Here is a 20,997-nt window from a genome sequence, read left to right on the forward strand (position 1 = left end):
TTTCTGTCCTTTTTCTGCACATACAAATTATTGCAACGTTAGACAGGGAAACGAAAATAATCAAAGAATATGTTATATAGAAAGAATAGGGAAAAGAGGGGAAAAAGATGTGGAAAACTACGGATCTATGTGATGAGTTTGAAAAGGAATTACAAATATGTCGCCAGTCTTTTCGGTCTTTTGGGAAGAAAGAACAATTCCACGGGAAAATTGCAACGGTAAAAGTGAAGGATGATAATGTATTAGTGAAGGAAGGATTGCAAACATTACTAGAAGGAACGGTATTAGTTGTTGATGGCGGAGCATCTACGAATTGTGCGTTACTTGGTGATAATTTGGCAGCTATTGCGGAGGAAAGAAAGCTAGCAGGGATTATTGTAAATGGATATGTTCGTGATTCTAGTGAACTAAAGAATATTGATATTGGTATTTTAGCGTTAGGGACGATGCCAAATAGAAGTGTAAAAGAGGGAAAAGGAGAGCGTGATATTTCATTGCAATTTGGACAAGTAGAATGGAAGCCGAATGAATATGTGTATGCGGATGAAGATGGAGTCATTATTAGTGAGAAGAGTTTGCATCGTTAAAGGATAGTAAACTACTATTCTTAGAAAATAAATCCGATAAAGCATGGACAAAATTCTTTGTCAATAGTAAAATAATACAGAAATTTATAATTAACAGAATGTATAGGTTTATCGTTTTACGATAACTTGAATGGAAGTCAGTTTTGCCTAAAAAAGTGAATGTTATCACAATGATACGTTCATAAACAAAATTATTTTTCCTATACAAATATAGCCGCGAATGATGCGGGTAGGAGGTGTTGCACAGTTTGTTCGACACTTACAAAAAAAGAGTGTCAATTGCACGCCCTTGAAGGGCCTTTTTTTGTGTAAATAGTAGTAAGGGAGGAAATTTTGGGATGGCAATGTTGAAAAAATGGCTGCTTACGTCGTTAATGGCAGTTACACTCGTATTTGTTTCTTTTGCGAATACAGTACATATTACGTTTGCTGAAGGCAATACAGCAAAACTTGCAATTATTGGTGAATCACAAAAGGGCATTATGTTATGTCCGAAAGAAGAGCAAATTACAGATGGGGAAACAGCTTTAAGTTTGCTGCAAAAAGTCATGGGGGACAAAGTAACAGCAGAGACGATGTCTTTTGGAACGTATGTCAAAGGCATTGACGGCTTAATGGCTGGGGACACAAGCGGCTGGTTGTATGATGTAAATGATAAATCTGCAGAAGTTGGAGCAGATAGTTATAAATTAAATGCTGGAGATGTTGTTGTCTTTCGTTTTGTTGCAGACTGGAGCAATATGAGCCAGGAAACATTACAGCAAACATTAGATAAATTTGGTACTTGTAAAACTGTAGAAGAACCAAAGACAGATGATCCAAAACAAGAAAAACCAGAAGAACCAAAAACGGATGATCCAAAACAAGAAAAACCAGAAGAACCAAAGACAGATGATCCAAAACAAGAAAAACCAGAAGAACCAAAAACAAATGATGAAAAAGTAGAACAACCAAAGCAAGAGAACATTCAAGTTCCAGCGGCGCAAGTAAATGACGCGATCTCTAAGACATCTGAAAAGATGTTACAAGATGGAATTGAAAGTGATTGGGTAGCTTTAGGCCTTTCTCGTTCTGGAAAGAATGTTCCAATTGAGGCGAAATTAAATTATGTTAAGTCAGTAACTGAAAAAGTAGAAAAGCGCATTAACCGTTTTTCAGCGACAGATTTAGCTAGAACGATTATTATGATGAATGCAATGCAAGCAGACCCTACAAAGGTTGGCGAACATAATTTAGTTCAAAAATTGTACCAATCAGATAAAGTGAATTCTGTTACAGGTTATACATTTGCATTACTTGCATTTGATACGAAGAAATATGAAGTTCCAGTGAATTCAAAATGGAATCGAGTTGCTTTAGTTGATGCGCTTTTAAACGCGCAACATACAGATGGCGGCTGGACTTACGATAGTGCAAGTAGTAAAGACAGTGCTAGTAGCGTTGATGTAACAGGTATGGTTTTATCAGCATTAGCTCCTTATCAAGAACGAGAAGATGTGAAACCAGCTGTGCAAAAGGCTGTTGCCTATTTATATAACGAACAGCTAGAAAACGGTGGTTTTTCTGCTGATGGACAAGAAAATTCTAATAGTGTTGCGCAAGCAATTATTGGACTATCACTTGTGAAAGATGTAGATCAAAACCGTCTACATAAGGCAGTGCAAAATCTACTGTCATATCAACTTCCAAATGGTGAATTCAAATGGTTACCAAGTGATCAAAACGGTAGCGGAATGGCTACAGAGCAAGCGTTATTAGCACTACTTCAGTTTAAAGATCTTGAAAAATCGATTTATGACTGGTCAAATGTATCTGTTCCTGAAATCGATAAGAAACCAAATGTGGATTCAGAAAATGTTGTAGTAGAAAAAGAAGTTACTGAGCAACCAGAAGAACAAAAACAAGTACAACAAGAAACGAAAGATGATAATTTAAAAGTTGTTGTTGATAACGAACCGGTTAAAAGCAAAAAGTCAGGAAACGGTAGTACGTTACCAAAAACAGGAGCATCCTCTCATAGTGCAGCTACAGAAGTAGGTATGGGTGTATTATGTATTGCTTCTGCATATGTATTATGGAGACGTAAAGCAGCTTAACAAAAATTAGGAGCAATCATTTGCTCCTAATTTTTAATATGAAAGGTGAGAGACAACATGAGTAAGATGAAATGGATCATTTCTTTAATGCTTTCACTTGGGCTACTTGCTGGATGTGAAGAGGCAGCTGTAAAGCCTGAGAAGAAAGTAGAACCAAAGCAAGAAGAGGTAGCAAAACAAGAAGAGAAAAAAGATGAAGCGAAACCGGAAGAAAAGCCGGAGGAAAAACAAGCTGAACAAGAGCAAAATAAGCAAGACGAGCAGAAAGAGAAGCAAGAACAAAAAGTAGAAGAGAAGCCGAAAGAAGAAAAGCCGCAGGCACAACCGGAAGTAAAGAAAGAAGAGAAACCTCAGGAACAGCCTGCCGCTGCTAAGCAACCAGAACAGCAAAAAGCACAAGAAGAGAAACAACAGCAACAACCGAAAACACCAGAAGTAAAAGAAGAAGCGAAGGTTGTGAATCAGCCGAAAGAAACACCGAAGCAGGAGCAGAAGGTTGATCCGAATAAAGAGCAACAAGCAACTGTACCAACGCCACCAACACCGGTACCAGATCCAGTACCGCCAGTGCCAGTGCCAGATCCAGTAATACCAAAACCAAAACAAGTCACTATCTCAGTAAAAGGTGATAAAGGGTACTTATTAGGTGCGAAAAAAATGGATGTACAAGAAGGCGATACTGTTTATAAAGTATTGCAGCGTACAGGTTTAGATGTGGATGCAATGGGCTCTAAAGGTGATATTTATGTAAAAGGGATTAATGATTTATATGAAAAAGATGTTACTGCTACTAGTGGATGGAAATATCGTGTGAATGGTGCTTTTCCAAATCATAGTGCTGGTGTAGTAACAGTTAAGCCAGGCGATACAATTGAGTGGGTGTTTGTATTAAAATAAGAAAGGCATTCGGTAAAGGACTATGACAATAAGTTTTTCTTCTTTACATCCTTTTGTGAATTTTTTCTATTATATCGGGGTGATGATACTATGTATGATGTGTCTTCATCCTCTTTTTTTAATTGGGGCAATACTATTAATCGTCATAATCAATATAATGCAAGGGAATAGTGAAAAGATAAGAAAGATGTTACCGAGCACAATCGTTTTCTTTTTTATGGTCATTTTATTTAATTCATTATTAACGCATAGAGGTCGAACTACGTTATTTTGGTTAGGGGATAGCCGTATTAAGCTTGAGGCGATTATGTTTGGAGTAGTAATGGGATTATTACTAGTTGCGATTATGTTTACGTTTGCTTCGTATAATGATATTATTTCAAGTCATAAATTTTTATATTTGTTTTCTAGAATTTCACCGAAAGTAGCGTTGTTAACGATGATTACAGTGAGGTTTGTTCCTTTGTTTATGAGGCGATTACAGAAAATAACACTCGTCCAAAAAACGAAAGGCGTACAAGTAGATGCGGGTTCAATTGTTGAAAGAGTGAAAAATGGTATGCAGTTGCTGCAAGTATTATTAATTTGTTCATTAGAAGATGCGCTGCAAACAGCAGATTCTATGCAAGCGCGTGGGTTTGGTGTAACGAAGCGTACGACGTATATTCGGTATAGAATGGAAAGACGAGATTGGTACACGCTCATTTATTTAAGTATTCTATTTATCATTGCTATTATATGTAGTACGTATGGCGGAGGAAAGTTAATCATTTATCCGAAAGTCGAATCTATTCTATTTCAGCAATACGATGGAATGATGTTTGGAGTATTTACGATGTTTATTAGTCTACCAATTATAATGGAAGGAAAGGAATGGATATGGTGGCGCATGCAGAAATAAACAATTTATCATTTGTATATACTGATGAAAACGAATATGCGTTACAGCATATTTCTCTTTCTATTCAAAAAGGAGAGTTTATTGCACTTGCTGGAGGGTCAGGCTCTGGAAAGACGACTTTATTGAAACATTTTAAAAAGGAATTACTTCCAATCGGTACACGTTCAGGAGAAATTTTTTATGATGACGTTTTATTAGGGGAAGTACCTGATTTATTATCTGCACAAGAAATTGGTATGGTATTTCAAAATCCAGAAAATCAGCTCGTAATGGATACGGTCATTCAAGAATTAGCATTTTCTTTAGAAAATATCGGGTTACCATCACAGATTATTCAAAAACGAATAGCAGAGCTTATTAGCTTCTTAGGATTTCAAGATTTATTGCACCAATCTGTTCATACGTTATCTGGCGGGCAAAAGCAGCTCGTCAATTTAGCTGCGGTATTAGTTATGCAGCCAAAACTATTATTATTAGATGAACCGACGGCGCAGTTAGATCCCATTGCTGCGAAAGAGTTTTTAGGATTGTTAAAACGTATTAATGAAGAACTTGGAATTACGATCGTTTTAAGTGAACATCGTTTAGATGAGGTGATACCACTTGCAACACGCGTTATTTGTATGAATAATGGTCAAATCGTGTATGATGGCAGCCCTAAAACGGTTATAGCGAACATGTGGGAAGTTGAAAAGTTCCGTCCATTTATTCCGCAAATTCCAAGATTGTTTTTAGAATGGAATGTAGAAGATATTCCGTTTACAGTGCGAGAAGCGCAAATGAAACTGAATAACTTTTCAGAGATATCATATGTGAATGAGCCAGTAGCAAAAAGTGAAAAACACGAAGTTATTTTAAGTGCAGAGCATATTTCGTTTCAATATGAAAAAAATAGTCCACTTATTTTACAAGACTTAACCGTATCGATTGAAAAAGGAAAATGGGTAGCTCTCGTTGGAAAAAACGGTACCGGGAAGTCCACGCTTTTGACGATTTTAGCGGGATTGCAAAAAGCGAGAAGAGGGAAAGTAAAGTGGAATGGGAAAGTGATACATAAAATTGATTCGAAAGAACGATTTAAAAGGATCGGGTATGTATCACAGCATCCGTATTATCATTTTACATTTGATACAGTGTGGGAAGAAGTGTATGAACGTGCACGTGAGTTATACGGAGAACAAGGAAAAGAAATAGCAGAAGATATGTTGAAGAAGTTTTGGTTGTATTCGCTTAAAGAACGCCATCCGCATGATTGTAGCGGGGGAGAGCAACAACTACTTGCGTTATGTACAACGTTATTATCAAAGCCGACTTTATTGTTACTTGATGAACCGACAAAGGGATTAGATCCGTGGAAAAAAGAAAGAGTAGGAGAGCTATTTAGAAAGCTGCAAAAAGAAGGTACAACAATTGTAATGGCAACGCATGATATTGAGTTTGCAGCGAAATACGTTGATCAATGCATGATGTTATTTGACGGAGCAGTTATTATGAATGATGCACCGAAAGAATTTTTTAGTGGAAACTTCTTTTATACAACATCTATTAATCGATTCATTCGAAAAGAATTGCCATATGCATTAACGTGGGAGGATGTGTACGAAGCGTGTCTAAACGATATGTTGCATTCATAATATGTATTTTTGCAGTAATAATAGGCACATTACTCTTTACTACACTTATCATGGACGGTTATTACATGTTAAGTAGTTTGTTTTTATTAGTTGTTATTATGTTACCTTTCTATATCCGCTTTGAAAGAAAGGCTTTTGTTTCACGTGAAATTGTGCTCGTTGCTGTGTTAGCGGCAATTGCAGCAGTTAGCCGTGTACCATTTTCTATTTTACCAAGTGTACAACCGACTTCATTTGTCATTATCGTTTCTGCAATTGTGTTTGGGAGTGAAACTGGTTTTATGATCGGTGCAACAGCGGCTATCGTATCTAACATCTTTTTAGGACAAGGTCCGTGGACGCCGTGGCAAATGTTTTCTTGGGGCATGATTGGTTTTATAGCTGGATTATTACGTAATACATTTTTAATGAAAAAGCTATGGGGAAGACTTCTATACGGATTATTTGTTGGGTTTTTATTTGGCTGGATTATGAACTTATGGGGGCTTCTCGGTTTCATACGTGAGGCAACGTGGGAAGCAGTCGTTTCGTATTATATCGCAAGTTTTTATTTCGATTTGAGTCATGCAATTTCAAATGTTGTTTTCTTACTATTATTTAGTACGTCTTGGATTACGATTCTTACAAGATTTAAAAAGAAATATGGCATATTAGATAAGCATAACACGGCATAGAAAAGCATACTCATATAAGGTAGGGTCGCGACTTACATATTCGTTTGCCTCTTTCATGCTTCTTACATATTGTAAGGAGCATTTTTTATTGTCAAAAAATAGATTCAATATATACCCGTTATTATATAAATTTATTTGTATAATAGTAGGTGAGAACTATTTTCATAAGGGAGGTGTATAGTTAATGAAGTTAGTTATTCCGAAGCAACACGGTGCATGGGCCATGCTCGTTATACCATTTCTATTAAGTGTCATACTTGGGAAACCTACTATGTATCATATTCCATTGTTTTTAGCTTGGTTCTTTATCTATTTAGCTACGTATCCATTTCTTACGTACATAAAGCAAAAACGAAAAAAAGAGTACTTACATGCTGCAATTGTATATTTTATCATCGCGTTCGTATTTGGAATGATTTCTCTATTATATGAACGGCGCATTCTTTTATTCGTAGTATTCATGATTCCATTATTTATTGTAAATATGTATTACGCTCGTCAAAAAAATGAAAGAGCATTACTAAATGATATTAGTGCGATTATTGTTTTCTGTATTGGTGGTTTAGTTAGTTATTATTTTTCAATGAAACTTATAGATAAAACAGCATTATTTATTGCGCTTATTTCATTTTTATATTTTTTAGGAAGTACATTTTATGTAAAAACGATGATTCGCGAGAAAAATAACCCGAAGTATCGTCTTATATCATGGGGGTATCATATTATATTAACAATCATTGTATTTGCTATCAATCCGTGGTGTTCTCTTATTTTTATACCGAGTGTCATTCGAGCAATTATGTTATATGGCAAAAAAATTTCTATTATAAAAGTAGGGGTTTTAGAAATTGCTAATTCTGTATATTTTTTAATTATAACGGTAATAATTATGAAGTATGCCATTTGAAAAAACTTCCCACCTTATGATGGGAAGTTTTTTCAATCTTGTTCTAAAATATGAACCGTGTAATCACAGCGTTGAATAGCTTGTTCGATCGCATAAAGTGATTGTTCAATACGAGCGCGATTAAAATCTTTTTCAACAGTCTGTAGCGCTTCTTCTAAACAATGTTTTGCTTCTTGTAATGATTGAAAAGAATTTTGGACATATCCGCGAGCATTTTCGTGCATTTCATAATCCTCCTTGCATATTTATATATGTATAGTATGAACAGTAAGGAACAAAATATAATTTGTTATATTTATTTGACAATTAGAATGAAATTACGTATAGTAAGAATTAAGTGAATATTTTCTTATCCAGAGAGGTGGAGGGACTGGCCCGATGAAACCCAGCAACCGCGATGCAGGTGCTAATTCCAGCAGAACATATTTGTTCTGGGAGATAAGACGAAGATATATACGTAACTTCTTCTTATCGGAGAGGTTTTTTTGTTGCAAAAAAACCGATTACGAAAATTTATATTAAGAAGAAAGGGGTTGCGAAGTACTGTGACACTCGAAAAATACGTAAAACTGCGTAGTACAGTTTATGAATATATGATAGAGCAAGATAAGCCAATATCATTGTTAGATATTCAAGAACATATCGTTTCGCATCATGAAGGAAAATTCACGAAAAAGATGTTACATCAATTTTATTTATCAAGACTATTAGATGAACTGAAACTGGATGGGAAAATTACATTAGCTGATGAATATCTCTATACTGAAAAAGGGGTATTTTATAAGGCGGGAAAAGGGAGCTAAGCTCTCTTTTTTTTGAAGTATGTAGAGTAAAAGACTGCTTAAGCAGCCTGATACAAGGGAATGGTGTTGAGTGTGTAGTGTCAAAGATTGAATGTGCCTGAAAGAGGCACTTCATATCGGCTGCAAATGAAAAGAGACACCTCCGCCGAATAGGTGTCAGTCGTTTTGTCATATAGACTTGCTATTTGACAGTTATTAGAATAACATGCAGGGGTTGTGGAAGTCAAAAGGGAATTAAAGGAAGAGGTGTTGTTATGTACGCTTACTTACTAAATGATATAACGAAATGGATTCCGAAATACATTGTAGATAGAGGATACGAATATTATGAAGATGGACATGTAGAAGAGGTTGAAATACATGATAAGAAAGTTTTTGCTTTTGTTACTGGAAATGCAGGAAACTATGAAGTAATGATTGATCTTGAAAATTTTACAGAAAGTAGCTGCGAGTGTCCATATGAGAATTATTGTAAGCATATGGCGGCAGTTGTTTATGATATTCAAGATGCTGGTGAGAGTACGTTGAAAGAGAAACTGAAAGATTTAGACAAGGAAGAATTACTTATCGTATTAAATCGTTTATTACAAAGTTCGAAAAACGTACAAATTGTAGAGAAGATGTTAAAGAAGGGGAAACTTTAACTTATAGAGGGAGTTGTTATGTAGTGAATGCACTAATTGTATACGCCCATCCTAGTCCTTCCAGTTTTAATGCGGCGATATTAAAGCATGTGCAAAAAGGATTACAAGAAACAAATCATTCGGTTACGGTACTTGATTTATATAAGGAACAATTTGATCCAGTCCTTGTATTTAATGAAGAGAAGAAAAGACGTGATTTAGTAAATGAGGAAGAGACAGCGCGATATAGAAAATTAGTAGAAGAGGCAGATACGCTTCTCTTCATCTATCCGATATGGTGGTGGGGGATGCCTGCTATTTTAAAAGGATTTATTGATCGCATTTTCGTAGCTGGATTTGCTTATAAATATGAAGGTGCCCTGCCGAAAGGATTATTGAACGGAAAGAAAGCGTGGGTTATTAATACGTTGGACTCGCCTTTATGGTACGTCGCATTATTATACCGATCAGCAGATTGGATTATGATGAAGAGAGGTATTTTACGTTTTTGCGGTATTCGCGATATAAAACGGTCAGTTTTCCAATCAGTGAAAACGAGTAAACTAGAGAAGCGGGAAAAATGGTTAGTACAAATAGAAGAAAAGGCTCGTACATTATGAATGAAATCGATCGTATTCTAAACTGTTGTGGGTATGATAACGAACTTTTGCGAACGTATATTACGTGTTTACTTCAATTGAAAAAATGTAGCGAAACATTTCAACAAATGACGATTCAATTAAGAAATGATTATCTAATAAGAGGGATTTGTGAAAGAGAAGTTGATGAGGTGGTAAGAGGAAGTAAAGAATATGAAACATATTTTCTTCCTAAAGCGTTACAGTGGAATTTCCTTAAGAAAAATCCACATTTAATTGAAAAAGTATGTGAAGATTTTTTTGCATGTGAGGCGTTATATCTTACGGAGATAGAGTGGAAGACCGTGATAAATTGCACGGGAAATAAGTGATTTATTATGTAAAAAAGCTAGCATAAAACTAGCTTTTCGTTTAAATAAATAAGAAACATAGACTAATGATGAATCCTGCATATAGTAAGTTCACAACGCAAAATCCCATAATATCACGAGCACCTAAACCAGCTATCGCTAATGCCGGTAATGCCCAGAATGGTTGAATTAAATTCGTCCAAGCATCGCCCCACGCAATTGCCATTGCTGTTTTTGCTGCAGGTACACCAAGTTCAGCACCAGCTGGAATCATAATAGGTGCTTGTACAGCCCATTGGCCGCCGCCAGATGGAACGAAAATATTAACGATGCCAGCACTTAAAAAGGTAAAGAGAGGGAAAGTCGTTTCGTTTGAAATGCTAATAAAGAAATTCGAAATAGCTCCTCCAAGTGAAAGTCCTTCACCATTAGCTCCAATCATCATTCCCATAATTCCTGCATAAAACGGAAATTGAAGTAAAATACCAGAAGCACTTTTTGTAGAATCTGAAAAAGCGCGTATATATTGAATCGGAGTACGATGGAAAATAAGCCCAGCAATTAATAACATAAAAATAACGATATCGAGAGTAAGGTTAAAGCCTTTCGTATAAAAGTAATTGAAAATATAAATGAGACCTAACAAGCCAACGCAAAGTGTAATAATGATGCTATTTTCCATTTTTTCAGCGAACGTATTGTTTCCTACTTCTTGAGCGGCAGCTTCTTCATGGAATACGCTAGGATCTACAGTTATCGTATGTTTTTCATCTGGATGCATCGCTTTATTAATGAGAGGCATCGTAACGAGAAAAATAATAACTGGTACAAGTGCGTATGGTGAGAATAACGTTTCTGTTATTGGAATCGCTTCTTTAATACTTCCAGCTGTCGTTTTAATTAACGTTTCACCGCCAGTTGCTAACGTAAGAGGAATAGAAGCAGAAAGCCCCGCATGCCAAATGAGAAATCCAGAGTAAGAAGAAGCAATTGCTAGTCTATAATCTAATCCTTCAAGATGCCTGGCCACTTCTTTTGCATATAAAACAGATACAACAATACCAAATCCCCAGTTTATGTATGCTCCTAGTAAACTTACGATTGAAATGGCAATAATACCTTGTCCATTCGTTTTCGGTAGTTTTGCCGCTTTCGTTAATTCTTTTTTAATGAGAGGCGCGTTTGCTAAAGCAGATCCTGTCACGAGTACAAGTGCCATTTGCATAGAAAAGGCGAGTAGTCCCCAAATGCCATTACCCCAGTGATTAATCATTTCCACAGGTGTTTGGTGAGTCGCAAACATGCCGAAGAAAATGACAAAAACAGTTAATAAACATGATAAAATAAACGGTTCTGGCAAGAAACGTTGCACTAAGGCGACGCAACCATTAGTAAAAGAACGAAACAAAATAGATCAACCTCCTTATGTATATGTATTACAATTATTCGAGGTTGATTCGTTCATAACCTTTTATAATTAGAAAATTCCGATATTTTTAGAGGGATTGAAATATTGTCAAGAAGAGTAGTATCACCATCACCCTGACAGAAAAAGTTGCTTTTCCCCAATATGAAATATTGCATATAAAAATGAATTGATGCAAATGCAAAAGCTTATTATAATGAAAGCATAAATATACAACACATCTTAATACAGCAAAGAGGAGGAAGTAATATGGAAATCGCAATGGCAGTTTTAAAATTTTTAGGTGGAGTAATTCCTTTAGTTCAAGAACTTTTAAAAGCGTTTATGTAAGGTTATTAGTTAGCTATCATATATCAATCATTATTATATCTTACTAAAAAAGAACGGGGTGATTTTTCTGAATAATAAGAAAAATACCGAGAGAAGAAAGTTCCTTGCATGTTTATTAGTTAGTTTATGCACTCTTAATTATTCATCTATTTCTTTCGCAGAAACACAAGCCGGTAATGCAACTGATATAACTAAAAATGCTAGTAGTATTGATACTGGTATAGGAAATCTTAAATACAATAATCAAGAGGTTTTAGCTGTAAATGGTGATAAAGTAGAGAGTTTTGTTCCGAAAGAAAGTATCAATTCAAATGGTAAATTTGTAGTAGTGGAACGCGAGAAAAAATCACTTACAACGTCACCAGTCGATATTTCGATTATTGATTCTGTAGTAAATCGTACGTATCCAGGAGCTGTACAACTTGCCAATAAAGCATTTGCAGACAATCAACCGAGTTTATTAGTGGCTAAGAGAAAGCCTTTGAATATTAGTATAGACTTACCTGGTATGAGAAAAGAAAATACAATCACTGTTCAAAATCCGACATATGGTAATGTGGCTGGAGCAGTAGACGATTTAGTATCTACTTGGAATGAAAAGTATTCTACAACACATACGTTACCTGCAAGAATGCAATATACAGAATCTATGGTTTATAGTAAATCACAAATCGCAAGTGCTCTTAATGTTAACGCTAAATATCTTGATAACAGTCTAAATATTGACTTTAATGCGGTAGCAAATGGAGAAAAGAAAGTGATGGTGGCCGCATATAAACAAATATTTTATACTGTAAGTGCTGAACTACCAAACAATCCATCTGATCTCTTTGATAATAGTGTTACTTTTGGTGAGTTAACTCGTAAAGGAGTAAGTAATGCGGCTCCACCTGTTATGGTTTCAAATGTAGCTTATGGTAGAACGGTTTATGTAAAATTAGAAACCACATCTAAGAGTAAAGATGTACAAGCTGCTTTTAAAGCTTTACTTAAGAATAACAGCGTCGAAACGAGTGGACAGTATAAAGATATTTTTGAAGAAAGTACCTTTACTGCTGTCGTATTAGGCGGAGATGCGAAAGAGCATAACAAGGTTGTTACAAAAGATTTCAATGAAATCCGAAATATCATTAAAGATAATGCTGAATTAAGTTTTAAAAATCCAGCATACCCAATTTCATATACAAGCACTTTCTTAAAAGATAATGCAACTGCTGCTGTTCATAACAATACAGATTATATCGAGACGACAACTACAGAATATTCAAGTGCTAAAATGACACTTGATCATTACGGTGCTTACGTTGCTCAATTTGATGTATCTTGGGATGAATTCACATTTGATCAAAATGGGAAAGAAGTATTAACACATAAAACATGGGAAGGTAGTGGCAAAGACAAAACGGCTCATTACTCTACAGTTATCCCTCTTCCACCAAATTCAAAAAATATAAAAATTGTAGCAAGAGAATGTACAGGTCTTGCATGGGAATGGTGGAGAACAATTATTAATGAACAAAACGTTCCGTTAACAAATGAAATAAAGGTTTCAATTGGAGGAACAACATTATATCCAACTGCTACTATTAGTCATTAGGTTGGAGTAAAGCGCCCTGGTTATAGGGCGCTTTTTTACTTGTTTGAAAGAATATCGGTGTTTTTAGATGTATCATAATCAATTCGCAAATCTTGTAATCATATTTTTTTATGGCTATATCAATGTTATTAATGATTGCATTTCCCATTATTAAATCCCCATAAATGTGGCCTATCTTAGGTTGATAGTGATGCATGGTGCCTCCATGTATATAAATGCATTTTGTCGAAATTATTAAAAAGGGGAATTTTTCTATTTGAAGAACTAATAATTGATTGTCAATATGTATTAGAAATCTCAATCTAAACTAAAGGAGAACAAAATGGGACAAAACAATAAGGGCTTTTCTGAAACAGGATTGCGCAAAATGCGCAATATATTGGCGCGGCATGTCGATTCAGGAAAGATTCCTGGGCTCGTCGCCTTAGTCAGCCGAAACGGCGAGACGTATGTCGAAGCGCTTGGAACAATGAGGCATGATGGTGGTGCACCAATGCGTCGGGACACGATTTTTCGATTGGCGTCCACTAGCAAGCCAATCGCAGTTTCACCAGTAATGGTTCTGCTCGATGAGTGCAAACTGCATTTAGACGACCCAGTAGACAAATGGCTACCGGAACTCGCCGACCGGCAAGTGTTGAAACAGCCCGATGGCCCGCTAGAAGAGACCGTCCCAGCACGACGTCCTATCACTGTACGAGACTTGTTGACCTCCACATTCGGGCTCGGAGTGGATCTCACGTTGATGGGTTCTCCAATCATGAACGCGTTCTTCGAGAGGGGGATATTCGACACGCCAGGTCAGGATATGCCCGATCCAGATGAGTTTATGCGTCGCCTAGGTGCACTTCCGCTAAGCTATCAGCCCGGAGAGCGGTGGCAGTATCATATCAGTATAGAAGTAATCGGCGTTCTTGTTGCCAGGGTCACGGGTCAGACGTTCGAGTCGTTCTTGCGCGAACGCATATTCGATCCGCTAGGAATGAAGGACACTGGATTCTACGTACCTCAGCTCAAGATTGATCGGCTTCCACCAGCCTTCAACCCCAATCCGCAGACAGGTGAATTCATCGTGTGGGATGAGGGGGCGGGTGGACGTTACAGCAAACCTCCAGCATTCCAAGCAGGCGGTGGTGGACTGCTTGGAACCGTCGACGATTATCACGCGTATTTGCAGATGCTTTTGAATAAAGGGGTGCACGGTACTAAACGGATCTTGTCTAGGCCCGCAGTCCAGCTGATGACCACCAACCGTCTTACTCCGGAACAACAAGTATACCGAGACGATTTGGCCAAAAATAACGTCCATTTGTCGTTCGGACAAGGGATCCAAGGTGGCTGGGGCTTTGGGATGGCGGTGCGTACCTATCTTGGAGACTACGCGTCTATTGGTCAATTCGGCTGGGATGGTGGAACCGGTACTTCAGCTTACGCTGATCCAGATAAACAGTTTATTGGAATTCTGTTCACCCAGGTTGGGATGTCCACTCCGGCCCCATCGCATCTTATCCAAGACTTCTGGACCACGACCTATCAAGCGATCGAAGACTAGGGTATCGTTTAAAGGAAAACGCCAAGACGGATAGATAATCATAGGCTTGATGGCCACGATCAACACCATGGTTAAAAGTTAGGATAGGACCGTGTTGGAAGTACTGCGGTAATAGTTGGGCATTATTAATAATAGCACAACAAAAAATCCCCTTGGATGCAAGAGGATTTTTTTATTGGGAATAGTAAGGACGAGAGGAGGTGCATTACATATGGGAAAAGGTAGAAGTAATAATGCTGGTAAAAAGCAACCGAATTTCGATGATTCATCTAATTTCGCTAAACAAAGCCAACCGACAGAAAAGAAGAAGAAGTAAAAAAAGGATCTCTCTTGATAAAGAGAGATCCTTTTTTAATATATTGACGTTTCGGCACAACATATCGATTGCTCAACCAAATAGTCATTATAGTCATTCAGGCAAGGCTTAAACTCCTTCGAATGGAAGTTAATTTAATATTATTGCCCTGCTTTTTATAATGCTTCTTCACGTTTACCTTATTTAAAAAGCCAATAAAAAAAAGGCACGTTTCCTAAATAAACGAGCTCTTAATGGAGTATTATCTTTATTTTGAGCATTTAATAAAATTCTCCAATTTATATTTTACTCTAATAGTCTATGAAATTTAATTAATTAAATGTAAAATTTATATAGTAAGTTATAAAAATTTATGAAGAACTTTAAATATATTATTCTACAATTAGGCCAAATTATAGATTGCAAGTTCTACTAGGCTTAAAACCATTGAGAAACATGAGGAGAGGATTACATTGACTATTTATGAGCAATTTATAGAGGCTCTTAAAGAAAAGATAGGCGATACTGTAATATCTGCAGAGATAAAGGACAGATTAATAACAAAATTTAATACAAAACCGGGGAGTATTAATCCTGCTGATTATTGTTATAACCGTTATAACAAAGGGAGAGCTGTTAATGAAAATCTGTTTATATATATAAATAAAAAAACTTTTAGATATGTAGGTGAAAATTATCCTTATACAGGATTAGTTTTTCACAAACCTAAAGGGACAGATTGTGAATCTGTTGTAGGTGAGTGGGATAATGGGAAACTTCTTGTCTATGGGGATAAGGATAAAATAGGAATCTCACAAATTAAAAAGTTATATGAGGCATATTTTGAAATGTTACGATTTGAAATGAATGTTCTTGGTTGTAAGGCGACTGAATTAAGGCATCTTATAGGTCGTCTAGGTGAATTTTTTTGTGTTCTTTATACGAATGGTGAGCTATCCAAAGTGACGAATCAGCATGGATATGATGTCATTAAAGATGGACGAAGAATAAGTGTTAAAACAACTGCCCAAGAAAAAGGGTTTATCACGATCAATCAAAACACATTTGACCAATTTGATGACTTCTTTGTAGTTCAGTATAAAGATGATGAGTTGAAAGTATTATTTTATGGGCCAAAGGAAGAACTTTCGGCGCTTAGACCATATGGGAATAATTATGAGGTCGATATAAATTCTTTAAAGAGAATAGAAAAGACACTATGATAAGAGTGTCTTTTCTAATAGTTTTTTAGCAGAAGCAAGCAGCTCCAACGATGATTAATAAAATAAACAATACAACTAATAAAGTAAAACCTTCAGCAAAATCGCAACTACCACCAAATCCCATAATAGTTCCTCCTTTAATAAGAGGGAACAACAGGGGTATGCTCATGTAATTACATTCTAAACAAAAACATATTTGGAGCCACTTGGCGTTCTTATCATTAATTTTAACTTTTTGTTCAGGAATACAAGCTCTAGCATTTTGGACAATCCGTTTAGATTTCGATATTTCTTGGTGGATTCCTAATTTATATTTATTAGTTTACCCATGCTTCTTTTTACAAAGTGTTTGGAGAGAGTGTGGATGGTATGACAGTAGCATGAGAAAAGAAAGAAAAGAATTCATTTAATAAAAGAAAGACAGGGGCTTTAAGCACATTCGAATTCTAGATCAGTTTTTTCGCTAGCCTTACAGCAGAAGTTAAAACAGAAGCTAAACAATTTTTGAAATGAAAATAGCCGATGTTTCCTTAACATAGGAAACATCGGCTTGTATTATTTATATTGAGTTAGTTTACGTTTCTGGAATAATTGTAATAGCGACGGTCCGAACAGGAGCCTCTTTTTCGTCACCTTTACTTTGGGTATGGTAGTATTTATTCATTAATTCATTAAGTTCGTTTTGAAAGTTCATAAAGTGTTCTTCATCTAGCTTTAATTCCACTACAGAAAAAGTAGCATTATCTTCTTGACTGTTTTGTTCCTCTAATTTTTTAAGGTAACTTTGATATTGTGTCATAAGTGATAATTGGTAATAGGAAATGTAATTTAACTTTTCCTCATCACATAATCCTTTCCACTCACTTCCTTCAATTTTTGCATCTTCTTCATTGATTGCGTAATATTTTTCAGAAACAGATTTTACCTTTTTTTCTTTAATTACATGGACGATACCAGAATCAACCATAGTTTGTAGCTGTCTATATAGTGTTGCTTGTGGTACATTTTTAATGATTTTTACCATTTCTAATGGTGTTAGCCCATCTTCTTTATTTCTCATTAACACTTGGCAAATTTTCATTCTTACCGGATGCATTAAGATTTCAACTTTATTACTCATTATATCACCTTATGTATTGTTTTTTATTCTCATTATAAATAATGAGAATAATGATTGCAATCCATCTGTTTTTACTTTATCATTATCAATAATGATAATGAGATTTAAAAGGAGTGATGACAATGAAAATACATTATGGATTGAATGATCTTAAAGACATTGATATTATGGCTTTTCTACCCATTATATTGCCAGTTATTGCAGTGGGGGCACTTTTAGTTTTAATTGCATTCATTGATTTATATCGTCATAGGAAAACAAGAAAAAATGTACTTGTATGGACGTTAATTATCCTTTTCGTTAATATATTGGGACCTATTTTGTACTTTGTTATAGGAAGAAAGGACAGTGAGAAATTATGAAATTAGAGATTAAAAATGTAACAAAATCATTTAAAGGAAAAACTGCTGTCAATAATTTCTCGATGGAACTGCAAGCGGGGGAATGCGTCGGATTAATTGGACCAAACGGAGCAGGGAAATCCACATTAATAAAAGTAATTTCGGATATTACTAATCCAACTGCTGGTGAAGTTTTATTGAATGGGATAAAAATATCAAAAATGAAAAGAGAAATTGGTTATCTACCTCAATATCCTAATTTTTTTCATTGGATGACAGCGAGAGAAACGCTTACGTTTATGGGCCAACTTTCGGGATTGAAAAAAGAAGAATTGTCAAAGTCAATTCCAAAAATGTTGGAGAAAGTTGGACTAAAGGGCGAAGAAAATGCAAAGGTTAGTACATTTTCTGGTGGAATGAAACAACGGCTTGGTATTGCACAAGCATTATTGCATAAACCGGCGCTTATTGTCATGGATGAACCAGTATCTGCATTAGATCCAATAGGTAGAAGGGAAGTATTAAATCTCATTGAAGAAATAAAAAAAGATACGACCATTTTATTATCAACCCATATATTAAGTGATGCAGAAGAAATCTGTGAACGATTTGTCATGATTAAAGATGGAACAAAGATAGAAGATACAACAATTACTGAGCTTTTGCACCGCAATAGCGAAAATAAATTAATCATTGAAATTACAGCTAAAGATCGAGATTGGATTGACGTTGTGAAAAATTTACATTATGTGAAGGACGTAGAAGTAATTGGGCTTAAAGTCAAAGTGAAGGTTGACAGTATTGAAATAAATAAAAATATGTTACTGCAAAATGCACTCGAACATAAAGTGGACATCGTTAAATTTGAAATAAACAACGATACTTTAGAAGAAATTTTCTTGAAATTGGTGGTGCAAAAATGAATAATCTAATGGTATTGATAAAAAAAGAATGTGTTCAAATGTTACGTGATTTTAAGGTGATTTGGCTACCAATTGTTTTTATATTTTTAGGGGCAACACAGCCAATAGTAACGCATTACTTACCATCCATTTTAGGAGCATTAGGTGGAGGGCAGGGAATTACCATCGATCCAAGTATGACATCACAAAAAGGAGGCGAAGTATTAGCGAGTACTTTGGGGTCTCAGTTTGATCAGCTCGGACTTATGATTCTAGTGATTTCTATGATGGGTGCTATTCAAACAGATAAAGCTAACGGTATGTTGGCCTTTATTTTAACGAGACCTGTTACGGTTACTTCATATATAGTGGGGAAAATAGTATCAAATTATGTAATCGTAGCGCTTAGTGTAATGATTGGATACTTTACCTCTTATCTATATACAAACTATCTTTTTACTGTTGTTCCGTTTTCGCACATGATTACTGGATTACTATTTTATTTAATTTGGGTTCTTTTTATCGTATCTTTCACAACTATGATAAGTGCTATTTTTCACAGTCAAGGTATTATTGCGCTAATTTCAATTGTTTTTCTTTTAGCTTGTAGAATAATCGTTGGTTTGAATCCAATAATAGATCAGGTTAATCCAGCCAGTATGAGTAAACACGCAATAGAAACGTTAGTCACGGGGGGAGTGAATGCAACTGCAATGGTCAATGTACTACTAACGATTATTTGGATCTTATTGACACTCTTCGTAACGTATTATTGGATTGCTAAGAAAAAGTTTAATGATGAATAACTTTGATGAGGATAGTGGCTTCAAATAAAACACCCTAATAAGAAAAAGCTTCCACTACTGTGGAAGCTTCTCTAAATGATGTGCAATATCAATATACATATTTGAGTAGACTGAATGTATTTCATTACTTGGCGTAGCGTTAGAAGAGAAGTGGACAATGACCATATTTGCTTTCGGATCGATGTAAAGTGTTTGTCCATAACTACCTAACACTTCGAAAGCACCTTGTTCATTGTGCGGAATCCACCATTGATTATGATAAGAAATGGAAGCTCCAGGGCCAACTGCAAGTTCACCTTCTTGGACATTTTTTATACCTTCAGTAATAGTAGAAGGGAGAATTTGTTTTCCGTTATGTTCCCCGTTGTTTAATAGTAATTGCCCGAATCTAGCCATATCTCTAGCAGTTGCATTTAAACCAGCGCTAGCTTGTTCAACTTTTGTTTCATCGGTGACATAATAAGCATTTTCTTCCATACCAATTTGAGACCATATGCGCTCGCTAACATTTTCAGCTAATGATTTACCAGTGATCTTTCGAATCACCCAAGCGAGTGTTTCGGCTGATCCGTTATCGTAAGAAAAATCGGAACCAGGCGGTGCAGTTTCTTCTGCTTCTCGTAACATATCATAAATTTTCATCGGACCGTCGTAGTTTTTATCTCTAGGTAAAATATTGCTCGCTAAATATAGTTGTGCATCTTGATTTTCTAACGCTGGATGTTCGTATCCGTGAGTAGGGTATTCTACAGAAACTTGCATATCCAATAATTGCTGAAGCGAGGCATTACCGAACGGTGTATTTTTTAATTCTTTTATATATGCGTCAGCTGTTTTTTCTAAGTCAATACGATTTTCTTCAGCGAGAGATTGTATAATTGCACCGGTAAAAACCTTTGCTAATGATGCCATGCCATGAGGTTCACTCTCGTTATATCCATTGAAATATCGTTCATAAACAAGTTGTCCATTATGTACAACGACAAAAGCATCCGTTTTATTATCGTCTAAAAGTTTTTTTAGAGGAGTTGTATGTCCAAATCTACGCTCCACAGCAAAATCGTCTAAGTTTTGTGATGCGGTAGAGAAGTGGGAAACGTGATCCGGGTTATTATTTACCTCGTTAATTAAAGTGAATTCTTTCATATGTGTGTACGACCAACGTAAGTAAGGATCATCTAACCAATTTTTCTTCGTCACGTTATTTTTCGATGGGATTGTTTTATTATGTTTGAAGTATGTAAAACCGAGCCCTGTAATTACAAATATAAATGTAATTATGAGTAAGAGTAGGGGAGATTTTTTAAGTTTCATATCGGTCCCTCCTTTTTATT

General features: G+C 35.8%; 22 protein-coding genes, 1 pseudogene and 1 riboswitch. Of the genes and pseudogenes, 18 read left to right on the forward strand and 5 right to left on the reverse strand.

All coding sequences use genetic code 11. The annotated features are described in order from the left end of the window. Window positions 1–107 precede the first annotated feature (107 nt). The 7 genes from rraA (at window position 108) to ACUN0F_RS16430 (ending at window position 7,696) form a co-directional block, all read left to right on the forward strand. Window positions 108–587 carry a ribonuclease E activity regulator RraA gene (gene rraA, locus ACUN0F_RS16400; RefSeq protein ID WP_264461018.1) on the forward strand — a complete coding sequence of 160 codons (480 nt, stop codon included), beginning with the start codon at window positions 108–110 and terminating at the stop codon, window positions 585–587. A 338-nt stretch (window positions 588–925) separates the two neighbouring features. Further along, window positions 926–2,683, forward strand: a complete 1,758-nt coding sequence (locus ACUN0F_RS16405) for a DUF4430 domain-containing protein (RefSeq protein WP_445539715.1) — start codon at window positions 926–928, stop codon at window positions 2,681–2,683. A 57-nt stretch (window positions 2,684–2,740) separates the two neighbouring features. Next, entirely contained in the window at window positions 2,741–3,580 is an 840-nt protein-coding gene (locus ACUN0F_RS16410) for a DUF4430 domain-containing protein (RefSeq protein ID WP_445539716.1), read from the forward strand. A gap of 22 nt (window positions 3,581–3,602) precedes the next feature. Then, entirely contained in the window at window positions 3,603–4,481 is an 879-nt protein-coding gene (locus ACUN0F_RS16415) for an energy-coupling factor transporter transmembrane component T (RefSeq protein ID WP_445539717.1), read from the forward strand. After that, complete coding sequence (locus ACUN0F_RS16420) at window positions 4,454–6,115, forward strand: ABC transporter ATP-binding protein (protein WP_445539718.1); 1,662 nt, start codon at window positions 4,454–4,456, stop codon at window positions 6,113–6,115. Before ACUN0F_RS16415 ends, ACUN0F_RS16420 begins: the two co-directional genes overlap by 28 nt. Then, window positions 6,088–6,789 (forward strand): ECF transporter S component, encoded by a 702-nt coding sequence (locus ACUN0F_RS16425; RefSeq protein WP_445539719.1) that lies wholly within the window; start codon window positions 6,088–6,090, stop codon window positions 6,787–6,789. Before ACUN0F_RS16420 ends, ACUN0F_RS16425 begins: the two co-directional genes overlap by 28 nt. A 184-nt stretch (window positions 6,790–6,973) precedes the next feature. Beyond that, window positions 6,974–7,696, forward strand: coding sequence for a YwiC-like family protein (locus ACUN0F_RS16430; protein WP_445539720.1), 723 nt, complete (start codon window positions 6,974–6,976; stop codon window positions 7,694–7,696). A 32-nt stretch (window positions 7,697–7,728) separates the two neighbouring features. Here ACUN0F_RS16430 and ACUN0F_RS16435 read toward each other — a convergent pair whose 3' ends face one another. Further along, the gene (locus ACUN0F_RS16435) at window positions 7,729–7,920 is read right to left on the reverse strand and encodes a hypothetical protein (protein ID WP_000545003.1); all 192 of its coding nucleotides are present in this window, start codon (window positions 7,918–7,920) and stop codon (window positions 7,729–7,731) included. 122 nt (window positions 7,921–8,042) lie between these two features. Next, window positions 8,043–8,141: riboswitch (SAM riboswitch) on the forward strand. A 40-nt stretch (window positions 8,142–8,181) separates the two neighbouring features. Between ACUN0F_RS16435 and ACUN0F_RS16440 the strand changes: the two genes are divergently transcribed. The 4 genes from ACUN0F_RS16440 to ACUN0F_RS16455 all read left to right on the forward strand — a co-directional run bounded on the left by ACUN0F_RS16440 (window position 8,182) and on the right by ACUN0F_RS16455 (window position 10,092). Beyond that, window positions 8,182–8,499 (forward strand): hypothetical protein, encoded by a 318-nt coding sequence (locus ACUN0F_RS16440; RefSeq protein WP_002096439.1) that lies wholly within the window; start codon window positions 8,182–8,184, stop codon window positions 8,497–8,499. 254 nt (window positions 8,500–8,753) lie between these two features. Beyond that, the gene (locus ACUN0F_RS16445; RefSeq protein WP_445539721.1) at window positions 8,754–9,143 is read left to right on the forward strand and encodes an SWIM zinc finger family protein; all 390 of its coding nucleotides are present in this window, start codon (window positions 8,754–8,756) and stop codon (window positions 9,141–9,143) included. Between the two features lie 23 nt (window positions 9,144–9,166). Then, on the forward strand, window positions 9,167–9,742 hold the full coding sequence (locus ACUN0F_RS16450; RefSeq protein WP_445539722.1) for an NAD(P)H-dependent oxidoreductase: 576 nt from the start codon (window positions 9,167–9,169) through the stop codon (window positions 9,740–9,742). Then, on the forward strand, window positions 9,739–10,092 hold the full coding sequence (locus ACUN0F_RS16455) for a group-specific protein (protein ID WP_445539723.1): 354 nt from the start codon (window positions 9,739–9,741) through the stop codon (window positions 10,090–10,092). Before ACUN0F_RS16450 ends, ACUN0F_RS16455 begins: the two co-directional genes overlap by 4 nt. A 40-nt stretch (window positions 10,093–10,132) precedes the next feature. Here the strand turns inward: ACUN0F_RS16455 and ACUN0F_RS16460 are convergent, their stop codons facing one another. Further along, window positions 10,133–11,479 carry a short-chain fatty acid transporter gene (locus tag ACUN0F_RS16460; RefSeq protein WP_264461027.1) on the reverse strand — a complete coding sequence of 449 codons (1,347 nt, stop codon included), beginning with the start codon at window positions 11,477–11,479 and terminating at the stop codon, window positions 10,133–10,135. A gap of 406 nt (window positions 11,480–11,885) precedes the next feature. Between ACUN0F_RS16460 and alo the strand changes: the two genes are divergently transcribed. The 3 genes from alo (at window position 11,886) to ACUN0F_RS16475 (ending at window position 16,494) form a co-directional block, all read left to right on the forward strand. Further along, on the forward strand, window positions 11,886–13,424 hold the full coding sequence (gene alo / locus ACUN0F_RS16465; RefSeq protein ID WP_445539724.1) for an anthrolysin O/cereolysin O family cholesterol-dependent cytolysin Alo: 1,539 nt from the start codon (window positions 11,886–11,888) through the stop codon (window positions 13,422–13,424). A 322-nt stretch (window positions 13,425–13,746) separates the two neighbouring features. Then, window positions 13,747–14,976 carry a serine hydrolase domain-containing protein gene (locus tag ACUN0F_RS16470; protein ID WP_445539725.1) on the forward strand — a complete coding sequence of 410 codons (1,230 nt, stop codon included), beginning with the start codon at window positions 13,747–13,749 and terminating at the stop codon, window positions 14,974–14,976. Between the two features lie 768 nt (window positions 14,977–15,744). Then, window positions 15,745–16,494 (forward strand): DUF7225 domain-containing protein, encoded by a 750-nt coding sequence (locus ACUN0F_RS16475; RefSeq protein WP_445539726.1) that lies wholly within the window; start codon window positions 15,745–15,747, stop codon window positions 16,492–16,494. A 25-nt stretch (window positions 16,495–16,519) separates the two neighbouring features. On the opposite strand, the gene ACUN0F_RS16480 is transcribed toward ACUN0F_RS16475, so the two are convergent. Continuing rightward, complete coding sequence (locus ACUN0F_RS16480) at window positions 16,520–16,618, reverse strand: YjcZ family sporulation protein (protein WP_088064019.1); 99 nt, start codon at window positions 16,616–16,618, stop codon at window positions 16,520–16,522. A gap of 49 nt (window positions 16,619–16,667) precedes the next feature. On the opposite strand from ACUN0F_RS16480, the pseudogene ACUN0F_RS16485 reads away from it, so the two are divergent. After that, window positions 16,668–16,904, forward strand: a pseudogene (locus tag ACUN0F_RS16485) (DUF5360 family protein); the annotation flags it as partial. Between the two features lie 164 nt (window positions 16,905–17,068). Here the strand turns inward: ACUN0F_RS16485 and ACUN0F_RS16490 are convergent. Next, a complete protein-coding gene (locus tag ACUN0F_RS16490; protein ID WP_264461030.1) occupies window positions 17,069–17,614 on the reverse strand; it encodes a transcriptional regulator in 546 nt (181 codons plus the stop codon). A 122-nt stretch (window positions 17,615–17,736) separates the two neighbouring features. Between ACUN0F_RS16490 and ACUN0F_RS16495 the strand changes: the two genes are divergently transcribed. From ACUN0F_RS16495 to ACUN0F_RS16505, 3 genes are read left to right on the forward strand one after another with little or no spacing between them, the layout of a single operon-like run. Further along, on the forward strand, window positions 17,737–17,976 hold the full coding sequence (locus tag ACUN0F_RS16495) for a PLD nuclease N-terminal domain-containing protein (protein WP_000690914.1): 240 nt from the start codon (window positions 17,737–17,739) through the stop codon (window positions 17,974–17,976). Then, window positions 17,973–18,878 carry an ABC transporter ATP-binding protein gene (locus ACUN0F_RS16500; RefSeq protein WP_264461031.1) on the forward strand — a complete coding sequence of 302 codons (906 nt, stop codon included), beginning with the start codon at window positions 17,973–17,975 and terminating at the stop codon, window positions 18,876–18,878. The genes ACUN0F_RS16495 and ACUN0F_RS16500 overlap by 4 nt, the downstream gene beginning before the upstream one ends. Further along, entirely contained in the window at window positions 18,875–19,663 is a 789-nt protein-coding gene (locus tag ACUN0F_RS16505; RefSeq protein WP_445539727.1) for an ABC transporter permease subunit, read from the forward strand. Before ACUN0F_RS16500 ends, ACUN0F_RS16505 begins: the two co-directional genes overlap by 4 nt. Window positions 19,664–19,717: 54 nt before the next feature. Here the strand turns inward: ACUN0F_RS16505 and ACUN0F_RS16510 are convergent, their stop codons facing one another. Then, entirely contained in the window at window positions 19,718–20,977 is a 1,260-nt protein-coding gene (locus ACUN0F_RS16510) for a serine hydrolase domain-containing protein (protein ID WP_264461033.1), read from the reverse strand. Between the last annotated feature and the right edge of the window lie 20 nt (window positions 20,978–20,997).

This window comes from Bacillus sp. 1A (assembly GCF_052682215.1).